The sequence below is a fragment of the Aurantimonas marianensis genome (genome assembly GCF_024195285.1).
GTDB classification, from domain to species: Bacteria; Pseudomonadota; Alphaproteobacteria; order Rhizobiales; family Rhizobiaceae; genus Aurantimonas; species Aurantimonas marianensis.
In genome coordinates this window covers 24,553-35,347 of record NZ_JALHBS010000116.1, presented here as the reverse complement: position 1 = coordinate 35,347, position 10,795 = coordinate 24,553, and the positions used below count along the sequence as shown (strand labels likewise).

The window sequence follows — 10,795 nt, the reverse complement described above, 5'->3', positions numbered from 1 at the left end:
CCGGAGATGACGACGTTGCAGCGTACCCGGCCGATGATCTGAAGGATCTGGGCGCCCTCCGGCGAAATCGCGCCGAAGCTGACCAGCTGGTCGAGCGTCAGCTTGTCCTTCTTGAACTTGCGGATCGTCAGGGCGGCGCCGTCGATCGCCAGCGGCGGCGCGATGACGTTGACGCGGGAGCCGTCGGGCAGGCGCGCGTCGCAGATCGGCGAGGTTTCGTCGACACGTCGGCCAACCTGGCTGACGATCCTCTGACAGATGTTCAGGAGCTGTTGCGTGTCGCGAAACCGCACATTGGTCTGCTGCACCTTGCCCGCGCCCTCGATGAAGGTTTGGCGCGCGCCATTGACCATGATGTCGGAGATGTCGTCGCGGGCGAGCAGCGGCTCCAGCGGTCCGTAGCCCAGCACATCGTTGCAGATGTCGCTGAGCAGATCCTCCTGCTCGGCGATCGACATCGCGAAATTCTTGATCGAGACGATGTCGTTGACGATGTCCCGGATTTCCTCGCGGGCGCTCTCGACATCCAGCTTGGCGAGCTGCGAAAGGTCGATCGTATCGATCAGCGCCGCAAAGACCTGGGTCTTGCGCTCGTAATAATTGTCGGATCGTGCCATCGGGGCACGCTCGACAGGTCGAGGCGCCTCGGCGGGTGCCCTGGCCGGCGGCTCCTTCGCATTTGCGGTCGGTTCGGCCGGCCGGGCATACTCGGCCGATGGCGCGACCGACTTCGGCGGCGATGGCAAGGTGGCCGTGCCGCTGAAAGGCTTGTCGTTCCCGCGCTTTCCAAACATGATGATGCTGCTCCCGAAAGTGGTTCGGCTACGCCTGTTTGCGACGAAGAAGGTCCAACAGGCCCGATTTTTTCGACCGCTTGGGTTCGCCGCGCCCGGTCAGGACGTGAGCGATCTGATGGAATGCCTCCACGGCGGCGTGCTTGGCGTCGACCTCGGCGATCATCTGACCGTTGTTGGCGGCACTGCCGAACGCCAGCGGGTCGAACACGATCCGGGCGAGCGGCTCGAGGCCGAGCGGCTCGGAGAATTCGTCGGGCGAAATTTCGGGCCGCTTGGGGATCGCCAGCTGGTTCAGGATGAGATGCGGGGCACGATCGTTCGGCCGCAGCTTTTTCAGCATGTCGACGAGATTTTTGGCATTGCGCAGATTGGCGAGGTCCGGTGTCGCGGTGATGACCACCTGATCGGCCTCCGCCAGGACGCTTCGGGTCCAGTCGCTCCACACATGCGGCACGTCGAGCGCGACGACGGGGGCGCCGCGCTGGGCCGTTTCGATCAGCGCGGTGAAGGCATCGGCGGAAAAGTCGTAGGTTCGGTCGAGGACGGATGGGGCCGCCAGCAGGGACAGGTGTTCGGCGCATTTGGACAGCAGCCGGTCGAGCAGGACGTCGTCCATCCGTTCGGCGGAAAATACCGCTTCCGCGATACCCTGGGCCGGGTCCTGATCGAAATTGATGTTCGCCGTGCCGAACGGCAGATCCAGATCGGCGAGCACCACATCGTTCGAGAACAGCTCGGAGATCGACCAGGCGACGTTGTGGGCGATGGTCGAGGACCCGACGCCGCCCTTGGCGCCGACGAAGGCGATCGAGCGGCCGAGCGGCTCGGCGTCGGGAGCGGTGAACAGCCCGCCGATCACGGTCATGACGTCGGCGATCGAGATCGGCGCGACGAGATACTCCGAAATGCCCCGGCGCACCAGATCGCGGTAGAGTGCGACATCGTTGTAGTGGCCGATGATGACCACCTTCGAGCCAGGGTCGCAGACCTCCGACAATGCCTCGAGTTCGGCGATGAGCTCGTCCGGCGGGAGCTTCGATTCGAGCAGCACCAGATTGGGGGTCGGCGCGCCGGAAAAATGCTCGGTCGCCGCGCGGATGCCGCCCATGTTGACGCGAAGATGGGTTTTCGCCATGCGGCGATCCGAGCCGGCCTTTTCGATCGGCTTGGAAACCCCGTCGGTTTCGCAGAAGGCCTGGATCGAGATGCGCGGCATCGGCCGGACCTTGTCCAGCCCGGCGCTCGCATCCACTGCCTCGTCCGGCACGCCGAACGACACATCTTCCTTGATCGTCTCCGCGCTCACCATTGGTAGTCAGCCTCCGTGTCGTTCGGCTGCGCCATCGTCCGCTCGCCCTTGCGATATTTCTCGAGAATCGTGGTCCGCCGCTCGGCGTCGCTCGAGTCCATGCCGCGCGGCGACAGAAGATCGCGCGGATCGGCGATCTGGGCGGCGAGATTCTGCTGGCTGGCGCAACCGAAGTTGAAGTAGTTCTTGTTCTCGCTCGTATCGGCGAGATCCGCCGGCCAGCGCCCGCAGGGGCCGGTCTTGGCGACCAGCGACGAATAGGCGAGGCGGATCGGCGCCGGGCCGCTCGCTCCCGCCGCCGAGTAGGGCTGGACGAAAATCCGGTCGCGGGCGATCTTGCGGCCGCGCAAGGCCTTGACGATGCCGCCGGAGAGCCGGTCGGCGGCGTATTGATTGGCCGATCCCGTCGGCAGCAGCACCTGGATCGTGTCGGCGCCGGAGGCGCGGAACCGGTCGGCGAAATCCTCGACGCGGCCGCGATCGGCATAGGACAGGCGCCCGTCGGAGGCGACGACCGGGATATCGACCGCCGTCTGCGCTTCCGAGACGACGATCGGATGGCGCGTGCGGTAGTCGTCCGGGATGGCGCCGACCTCGACATGCTGGACATTGGCGCATCCGCCGGCAACCAGCAGCGCGCCGAGCGCGAGGACTGTGCCGCCGCGCCGCCGCGAGAGCCGTCGGGGCTCGGCGCCCGCGGATTCGAAAAGGTCTTTCATCTTCGATCTCCTCGAACCGGTCATTTGTAGATGAAGCCGACGACGCCGTGATACCGGCCTGGGGGCAGCTTGGTTTCCATATGGCCGTAGACGCGGTTGACGCGGCCGAGGAAGTTGCCGGCGCCGTCGCTCGAGATGCCGAGGCCGTCGTCGGGCCGGGCGAGCGCCTGGCGCGCGACCGGCCGCACCAGATACGGCGTCACGATGACGACGAGTTCGGTCTCGTAACGCTGGAAGTCGCGGCTGCGGAACAGGGTGCCGAGGATGGGGATCTTGGAAAGGCCGGGGGTTCCGGAGATCACTTGCCGGACCTCATCCCGAACGAGACCGGCGATGACCAGTGAGCCGCCCGAGGGAAGTTCGACCGTGGTGTCGGCGAGCCGCTTGCGGATACCGGGAGGCGTGACGGCCGGCGCGACCCCTCCCGGAAAGCTGAACGGGCTCTCGAAGGTCGGCTCCGACACGCTGGTACGGATCTTCAGGCTGATACGACCGGCCGAGAGCACGACCGGTGTAAAGTCGAGGCCGATGCCGTAATCGATCTTCGCGGTCTCGTATTCGACCGAGGCGGGGGTCGTGTCGTAGCCGACGATATTGCCGGCCGCGTTGAGGATGGGCGTCCGCGTCTCGGGCGTCTCTGATTTTCCTTGAGGAATGACGAACTCGCCGCCGACCTTGAAACTGGCCTTTTCGCCGGAAATCGCGGTTAGGCTGGGCTCGGCCAGCGTGCGCATGACGCCGGCCTGCTCCATGGCGTTGACCTGGCTGGTGATGTCGAAGCCGCCGATGCTGCCGGTGGCCTTCGCGAAGGTGTCGCTGATCGACTTGCCCAGGCCAAAGGGATTGTCGATGTTGGCATAGGAAATGCCGTCCGACGCGCTGCCGTTGAATCCGAGCTGCTTGACGACCGAGCGCTGCACTTCGGCGACGGTCACCTTGAGCGTCACCTGATCCTCGCCCTGGATCTGCAAGAGATTGACGATCTGGCTCTGGCGGCGGTCCTCCTGGGCGAAGGCGACGTCGCTGTTGCCGCCGCCCGCGCCGCCGGTCGCGGTCGCCGACTGGATATACTGGCCAGTCGTTCCCTCGCCGCCGGTGACGAAGATCCGCGCCAGCCGTTCCACCTTGGCCGCGTCCTGGGGCGTCTGCACCATGCCGGTCAGAACGACATTGTCGTTGAGCATTTCGATCGTGACGTCGGAGGACGGCACATATTTGCGGATCGAAGCCTCCAGGCCGCTGATGTCGCGCTCGATCTTCAGGTCGATCGAGGCGATCTGGCGGTTCTGGCGATCGAAGACGACGATGTTGGTCTGTCCGATCTGCTTGCCGAAGATATAGATGCGGCGCGCGTCCCGGGTCACCGCGTCGGCCACCGCCGGATTGGCGACGAGGATGTCGTGCGCGTCCGCCGCAAGGACGATGACCTTGGTCTTGTTGAGACCGAGATTGATGGTCTGCGCTCCCTGCCGGACATTGACAACCGTTTGCTCGGCCGCCGCCGGCCCGGTCGACAGCACCGGCGTCAGCACGGTCGAGAGGGCGGCGAGGCCCGCGACAGCTTGGCGAAGCAGGGCGCGCGCCATCTTGGATCGGTTACGAGGACTCATCGACCTGCCTGTCATTTGGACGTTGTGATGTCGGTGGACTGGCCGTAGCGCACGACCTTGATCTTGCCGCGCTGGGAATTCTCCTGGGCCAGCAGGAAGGCGGCATAGCCGGGTGAACCCGGCACCGAGTCGGCCAGGGAGCGCAGCGACAGCACCAGCCGGTCGGCGATCTGTTGGGCGGCGGTCAGCGCTTCGGCCTGGTCGGGATCGACCTCGAGGGTCGCGGTCGAGCCGACGACAACCTTCTCGCCGTCCTTGTCCTCGATCGTCTGGTCGATCGCGAGGACGCGCAGATTGCGCAGCACCGTTTCCGTGATCACCTGCTCGCCGCGCCCGTCGGAATTGGCGGTTCGGCGCGTCATGATGATGTCGACATGGTCGTTGGGAAGCACAAAGCCGCCGGCGGAAGTGTCCGCCGCGATCTGCACCGCGACGGCGCGCTTGCCCGCCGGCAGAATCGCCGACATGAAGCCGCGGTCGGCACGGATAAGCTTGGCTTCGCGCACCGGTTCGCCCGCGAAGAAGGACTGACGGGCGATCGAGCCCTTGAGTTCCGCGATCGCTTCGGGGCGATCGCTCTTGAGGATCAGGGTCGGGCCGATCCCGTCCTCCGGCCATTTCTGCCAGTCGAGAACGGCCTCGACGGACGCGCCCATGGCGAGATCGGTGGTGGTAACCAGCACGTCGACGAGCTTGATCGGCGGTTCGGCCGGAGCGGCGGTGATGATCACCGGTTCGGAAGGTTCCGGCTGCGACAGGTTGAGGGCAACGAAGCCGGCGCCGGCAGCCGCGACAAGGGCGACCGCCACGACTGCAATGCGCGCTAGACTCATCGGACAACTCCCGCAAACCGGGCCGCTTGCTTGCGGCTGTTCACGTCGGTTATCGCCGACAAACCCTCAATGTATGGTTAACGAACCCTGACGATGCGGCACCCGCCGACATTCAGGCCCGTCAGAAGGGGGAGCGGGCAAGGCCGTTGAGAGCGGTGTCCATCCAGCCGCTGTTGGAATAGACGGTGAGGCCGGCCGCCCCGAGGGCAATGCCGTAGGGAATACCGGTGTCGCGATCCAGAAGCCGGTCGATGAAGTCGACGCCGGTGACGGGCGCCAGCATGCCGCGCGAGAGGATAAGGCCGATCGTCAGAAGTCCGCCGAAGACCGATCCGAGCAGGAGGTATTCCACAAGCTCGGTTGATGGACCGAACCACAGCGCCGTAGCGGCCATCAGCTTCGCGTCGCCGCCGCCGATCCAGCCGGCCGCGAAGAGGCCGAATGTGACTAGGAGAGTCAGCAGCCCGACGCCGAAATGCAGGCTGATGTCGCCGAGCGGCATGCCCATCGCCAGGGCGAGTACCGGGAAACTGACGACGAGCGCGATCGAAATGCGATTTGCGATTGTCATCGAGACGAGATCGGAACAGGCCGCGTAGACCATGGCGAATGGAAAGATGATCAGGATAGCGAGATTCAGCATCGCGGCTTCGTGGCTCCCGTCCACCTCAAAGACAGCGCCAGCCCGCAAAGGCCGATGACTGTCGATCCATTCCCGTCAAGGCGGCTTTAACCGCCTCGGCTCCATACGAAAAAGACAGGAAACAACGTTTCCCGTCTTTTGCGCTTGATAACCGACTTAGGCATTCGCCACGCGTCAGTTCTTTTTGGTGACGGCTGTTCCGATCGACGTGAACGTCGCCGACAGATTGGTGCCGACCGTGGTGACGGCGACGATGATGGCGGTACCGATCAGAGCGGCAATGAGGCCGTACTCGATCGCGGTGGCGCCGGATTCATCCTTGATGAAGCGCATGAAATGCTTGGACATGGGAACTCCTTGAAACCCGATTACAGCACGCCCGTCGACTGTTTCCGCCGATCGGATTGGGCGAAACTACGCCTCGCCTGTTGCAATCGGCTTAAGGTTTTTGGTTGATTTTTCATTATATGCATTCCCATGCGGAATGGATAATAAACACCAATAAAACCCGGTTAATCCTACGTTTACCGCCTCGCCTTATAGATCAGGCTGATTGACATTCGCGGAACCGGGACCCGTCTCATGAATCGCCTTCTCCGCCTCGTGTTGCCCTTTATGATCCTCGGGCTTGCGTCCGTCGGAGCGCGTGCGGGCGATCAGGGCCCGACGCTCGGCGTCGCGGTCGATCATGCCCGAATCATCGAAATCGACCGCCCCGCCGCGACGGTCATCGTCGGCAATCCGGCCCTCGTCGATGTCGAGGTGCTGAGCTCGGAACGCCTCGTCCTGACCGGGCGCAGTTATGGCATTACCAATATCGTCATTCTCGACCAGGCCGGCGAAATGATCCTCGATGAACAGGTCGCGGTGCAGACCTTCGAGAACAACACGGTGCGCGTCTATCGCCAGGCGAGCCGGGTCACCTACGCCTGCGCGCCGAAATGCGAGCCGACCGTGACGATCGGCGACGATACGGAAAGCTTCCAGCAGGCGAACCAGCAATACGCCATCCGTCAGGCGATGGCGAGCGAGGCCGCGGCGCGCTAGTCGCCGTATCGCGAAGGACGCAAGACCGGCCTTCGGTCCGAAAGGGGCGCTTCGGCGCCCCTGTCCAATCGAGCCCGACGAACTATCTTCGGCACGCGGGGATTGACGCAAATCCACCGCAGCGGAGACAGGCCTTTGGCGCGCGCGATTCTCATGGTTCTCGATTCCTTCGGCATCGGCGGCGCGCGCGATGCGGCGAGTTTCGGCGACGCGGGGGCTGATACGTTCGGCCATATCCTGGCGGCGGCGGAGCGCGGCGAGGCCGATCGGGACGGCCTGCGGTCTGGTCCCCTCGCCCTTCCCAATTTGCGCCGGTTCGGCCTCTACCGCGCCGCCGCTCGGTCATCGACCGATGGCGTCGCCGGCCTCTGGGGTTCGGCCGGCGAAGTCTCGAACGGCAAGGACACGCCGTCCGGCCATTGGGAAATCGCCGGCGTACCGGTGCTCTTCGACTGGGGCTATTTCCCGCGGGAGATCCCCGCCTTCCCGGCCTCCCTCATCCAGCAGATCGTCGACGACAGCCAGATTCCCGGCGTCCTCGGCCAGTGCCACGCCTCGGGCACCGAGATCATCGCCGAACTCGGCGAGGAGAGCGTGCGGACCGGCAAGCCGATCTTCTATACCTCCACCGACAGCGTCCTGCAGATCGCAGCGCACGAGACCCATTTCGGCCTGGAGCGTCTCTACGACCTCTGCGCCATCGCGCGCCGGCATGTCGATCCGTTGAATATCGGCCGGGTCATCGCCCGGCCCTTCGTCGGCGAGACGGCACAAGACTTCCGCCGCACCGCCAACCGACGCGACTATTCCGTGCCGCCGCCGGAACCGACGCTGCTCGACCGCGCCGTCGATGCCGGCCGACGGGTGATCGCCATCGGCAAGATCGGCGACATTTTCGCCCATCAAGGAATTTCCGAAGTGCGCAAGGGCGATGGCAACGATGCGCTGTTCGATGCCATGCTCTGCGCGCTGGACGATGCAAAGGACGGCGATTTGATCTTCGCCAATTTCGTCGATTTCGACATGCTCTACGGCCACCGCCGCGACGTCGCCGGCTATGCCGCCGCGCTGGAGGCCTTCGACGCGCACCTGCCGGAGCTGGAGGCCAGGCTCCGGCCGGGCGATATTGCGGTTCTCACCGCCGATCATGGCTGCGATCCGACCTGGCGCGGCTCCGACCACACCCGTGAGAACGTGCCCGTCTTGGTCTTCGGCCCCGACGTCGCGCCCGGCGGCATCGGCCATCGCGAGACCTTCGCCGATATCGGCGAAAGCGTCGCCGCCCATCTCGGCCTCTCCGCCGGCCGCCACGGAACCAGCTTCCTGTGAACCAGGACACGTCCCCGGCGGTCGCGCGCGCCGGTCGCGGCGGCACGGTACCGATGGCGGAATTGCACTGCCATATCGAGGGCGCCGCCGATCCGGCGCTGGTCCTGGAACTGGCCGAACGGAACGGCATCGATCTCGGCGGCATCATCCGCGACGGCGCCTATGTCTGGCACGACTTCACCAGCTTTCTCGCCGCCTACGATCGCGCCTCGACGGTTTTTCAGAGCGCGGACGATTTCGCCCGGCTCGCCGAGGATCATCTGACGCGGCTCGCGGACGCCGGGACGATCCATGCCGAGTTCTTCATCTCGCCCGATCACGCCGAGGCGGGAGGAACCGCGCCGCAAGCCTATCTCGCGGGCCTTGCCGAAGGGGTCCGCCGCGCCCGCCATGCCACCGGCATCGAAGCCCGGATGATCGTCGTCGGCGTCCGGCATCTGGGCGCCGGGCGGGTCGAAGCCGCCGCGCGCTTTGCCGTCGCCGGCGCGATGTCGGAGCCGCTTCTGACCGGCTTTGGCCTCGCCGGTGACGAGCGCAGCTTCGCGCCGCGCGACTTCGCCAAAGCCTTCGACATCGCTCGCGATGCCGGCCTCGGCCTGACCGCCCATGCCGGCGAATTGCGCGGTGCGGACAGCGTGCGTGACACGATCGCGGCGCTGAAACCGCAACGCATCGGTCACGGCGTCCGCGCGATCGAGGACGATGATCTCGTCCGGCGGATCGCGGCGGACGGTATCGTGCTGGAAGTCTGTCCCGGCTCTAATCTGGCGCTCGGCATCTTTCCCGACGCCGCCGCGCACCCGCTTCGCCGCCTGGTCGAGGCCGGCGTCAAGGTGACGCTGAACGCCGACGATCCGCCCTTCTTCGCCACCGATCTTGCCGCCGAATACCGCTTCGCCGCAGACGCCGGGATCGGCCGGGCCGGGCTGCTCGCCTTGACCCGCAACGCCATCGAGGCCGCCTTCGTCGATCCGGCGACCCGCCAGCGGCTTCTCGACAGGCTGGTGCGCGACGCCATTTCGCTTGGCGCGCCGCCGTCGAGGCATTAGAGCATCGGACGATCCGCAGGCAGAAAGCGAGGCCCCATGGACGGCGTCACCGTCATCGACCACCCGCTGGTCCAACACAAGCTCACCATCATGCGCAAGAAGGAGACGTCGACGGCGAGCTTTCGCCGGCTGCTCCGCGAGATCTCGACGCTGCTATGCTACGCGGTGACGCGCCATCTCGACCTCACCACCATCCGCATCGAAACGCCCATGGAGGCGATGGACGCGCCGGTGCTGGAAGGCAAGAAGCTGGTCTTCGCCTCCATCCTCAGGGCCGGCAACGGCCTCCTGGAAGGCATGCTGGACCTCGTGCCGGCCGCCCGCGTCGCCCATATCGGCCTTTATCGCGACCATGAGACGCTGCAGCCGGTCGAATATTACTTCAAGGCGCCGGACGATCTGGCCGACCGGCTGGTGATCGTCGTCGATCCGATGCTGGCGACCGCCAATTCCGCCATCGCGGCGATGGACAAGCTGAAGGAGCGCGGCGCCCGCAACATCCGCTTCCTCTGCCTTCTCGCCGCGCCCGAGGGCGTCGCGCGGTTTTGCGCCGCGCACCCGGATATTCCGGTGTTCACCGCGGCGATCGACAGCCATCTCAACGACAAGGGCTATATCGTTCCCGGCCTCGGCGATGCCGGCGACCGGATGTACGGCACCAAATAGCCGGCCCATCCGCATGGCCACCGCCGGCTTCCGGGCCGGCGGGGCGTTAACGCTTTCGCAACCGCGCCGACGAAATCCGCCCGCCGCCACCAAGCCCTTTCGCGGACGTTAACGGCGATGCGCTACGCTGGTCCGGTTTTCCGAAACGGCGCGCGGATCGGCCGATGCAGAAATTCGTGATTGTCCTCGTCCTGTCGTCGATGGTGGCGCTCGCGGCCCCGTCGGCCTTCGAGGAATATCGCGCGCGCATGCTCACCGGACAGGTCGAGACGATCGACGCGCCCCCCAAGATCATCGACGCGGCGGTCGAGACCCGCCCCTCCGGCCGCGTCGCGCTGCTGCGCGCCGACCGGAGCGGCCACTTTCGCGCCGACGCGCGGATGAACGGCCGGCCGGTTCCGGTGCTGGTCGACACCGGCGCGACCTTCGTCGCGATCGACGAGGCCACCGCGCGGCAACTCGGCATCGTGCCGGCGAGGACCGACTATCGCCACACGGTGCAGACCGCCAATGGCGAGACCAGGGCGGCGCTCGCCCGGATCGACCGTCTCCAGCTCGGGCCGATCGAGCTGCGCGACGTCGAGGCGCTGGTCACCCGCGACGGCACCCTGCCGGTGACCTTGCTCGGCATGAGCTTTCTGAGCCGCCTGTCGAAATTCGAGATCGCGGACGGCCGCCTGACGCTGAGCCAGTAGTGATCGGGGGGAGGCAGGCCGGCGAACGGTGGTGGTCTGCTGTGGGAGCAAGCTGCCGTAGGAGGGCGAAAGCGCCCTTCGCAGGGCTTCTCGGCCGA

General features: G+C 65.8%; 12 protein-coding genes. 5 read left to right on the top strand and 7 right to left on the bottom strand.

Annotated features, from left to right (window positions below):
• From MJ956_RS17905 to MJ956_RS17875, 7 genes are all read right to left on the bottom strand, one after another.
• Positions 1–794, bottom strand: a 794-nt coding sequence (locus MJ956_RS17905; protein WP_253965800.1) for a TadA family conjugal transfer-associated ATPase, incomplete at its 3' end; no start/stop codon positions are given.
• Positions 795–822: 28 nt separating this feature from the next.
• Positions 823–2,106 carry a CpaE/TadZ family protein gene (locus MJ956_RS17900; RefSeq protein WP_253965799.1) on the bottom strand — a complete coding sequence of 428 codons (1,284 nt, stop codon included), beginning with the start codon at positions 2,104–2,106 and terminating at the stop codon, positions 823–825.
• Positions 2,100–2,825 carry a CpaD family pilus assembly protein gene (locus MJ956_RS17895; RefSeq protein WP_253965798.1) on the bottom strand — a complete coding sequence of 242 codons (726 nt, stop codon included), beginning with the start codon at positions 2,823–2,825 and terminating at the stop codon, positions 2,100–2,102. The genes MJ956_RS17900 and MJ956_RS17895 overlap by 7 nt, the downstream gene beginning before the upstream one ends.
• A 20-nt stretch (positions 2,826–2,845) precedes the next feature.
• Entirely contained in the window at positions 2,846–4,450 is a 1,605-nt protein-coding gene (locus MJ956_RS17890; RefSeq protein ID WP_423724906.1) for a type II and III secretion system protein family protein, read from the bottom strand.
• Positions 4,447–5,268, bottom strand: a complete 822-nt coding sequence (gene cpaB, locus MJ956_RS17885) for a Flp pilus assembly protein CpaB (RefSeq protein ID WP_253965796.1) — start codon at positions 5,266–5,268, stop codon at positions 4,447–4,449. Before cpaB ends, MJ956_RS17890 begins: the two co-directional genes overlap by 4 nt.
• A gap of 121 nt (positions 5,269–5,389) precedes the next feature.
• Entirely contained in the window at positions 5,390–5,911 is a 522-nt protein-coding gene (locus MJ956_RS17880) for an A24 family peptidase (RefSeq protein ID WP_253965795.1), read from the bottom strand.
• 174 nt (positions 5,912–6,085) lie between these two features.
• On the bottom strand, positions 6,086–6,259 hold the full coding sequence (locus MJ956_RS17875; RefSeq protein ID WP_253965794.1) for a Flp family type IVb pilin: 174 nt from the start codon (positions 6,257–6,259) through the stop codon (positions 6,086–6,088).
• Positions 6,260–6,493: 234 nt separating this feature from the next.
• Here MJ956_RS17875 and MJ956_RS17870 point away from each other — a divergent pair, with 234 nt between their 5' ends.
• From MJ956_RS17870 to MJ956_RS17850, 5 genes are all read left to right on the top strand, one after another.
• Entirely contained in the window at positions 6,494–6,958 is a 465-nt protein-coding gene (locus tag MJ956_RS17870; protein WP_253965793.1) for a pilus assembly protein N-terminal domain-containing protein, read from the top strand.
• A 135-nt stretch (positions 6,959–7,093) separates the two neighbouring features.
• The gene (locus MJ956_RS17865) at positions 7,094–8,287 is read left to right on the top strand and encodes a phosphopentomutase (RefSeq protein WP_253965792.1); all 1,194 of its coding nucleotides are present in this window, start codon (positions 7,094–7,096) and stop codon (positions 8,285–8,287) included.
• Positions 8,288–8,340: 53 nt separating this feature from the next.
• Positions 8,341–9,336: an adenosine deaminase gene (locus MJ956_RS17860; RefSeq protein WP_253965802.1), complete on the top strand. Its 996-nt coding sequence runs from the start codon at positions 8,341–8,343 to the stop codon at positions 9,334–9,336.
• Positions 9,337–9,372: 36 nt separating this feature from the next.
• Positions 9,373–10,002, top strand: a complete 630-nt coding sequence (gene upp, locus MJ956_RS17855) for a uracil phosphoribosyltransferase (protein ID WP_253965791.1) — start codon at positions 9,373–9,375, stop codon at positions 10,000–10,002.
• 164 nt (positions 10,003–10,166) lie between these two features.
• On the top strand, positions 10,167–10,697 hold the full coding sequence (locus MJ956_RS17850; RefSeq protein WP_253965790.1) for a retropepsin-like aspartic protease family protein: 531 nt from the start codon (positions 10,167–10,169) through the stop codon (positions 10,695–10,697).
• The last annotated feature ends 98 nt before the right edge of the window (positions 10,698–10,795 follow it).

Coding starts and splice junctions, on each gene's coding strand:
- MJ956_RS17900 (WP_253965799.1), bottom strand. CDS start 2,106: ATGGTGAGCGCGGAGACGATCAAGGAAGATGTGTCGTTCGGCGTGCCG.
- MJ956_RS17895 (WP_253965798.1), bottom strand. CDS start 2,825: ATGAAAGACCTTTTCGAATCCGCGGGCGCCGAGCCCCGACGGCTCTCG.
- MJ956_RS17890 (WP_423724906.1), bottom strand. CDS start 4,450: ATGACAGGCAGGTCGATGAGTCCTCGTAACCGATCCAAGATGGCGCGC.
- cpaB (WP_253965796.1), bottom strand. CDS start 5,268: ATGAGTCTAGCGCGCATTGCAGTCGTGGCGGTCGCCCTTGTCGCGGCT.
- MJ956_RS17880 (WP_253965795.1), bottom strand. CDS start 5,911: ATGCTGAATCTCGCTATCCTGATCATCTTTCCATTCGCCATGGTCTAC.
- MJ956_RS17875 (WP_253965794.1), bottom strand. CDS start 6,259: ATGTCCAAGCATTTCATGCGCTTCATCAAGGATGAATCCGGCGCCACC.
- MJ956_RS17870 (WP_253965793.1), top strand. CDS start 6,494: ATGAATCGCCTTCTCCGCCTCGTGTTGCCCTTTATGATCCTCGGGCTT.
- MJ956_RS17860 (WP_253965802.1), top strand. CDS start 8,341: ATGGCGGAATTGCACTGCCATATCGAGGGCGCCGCCGATCCGGCGCTG.
- upp (WP_253965791.1), top strand. CDS start 9,373: ATGGACGGCGTCACCGTCATCGACCACCCGCTGGTCCAACACAAGCTC.
- MJ956_RS17850 (WP_253965790.1), top strand. CDS start 10,167: ATGCAGAAATTCGTGATTGTCCTCGTCCTGTCGTCGATGGTGGCGCTC.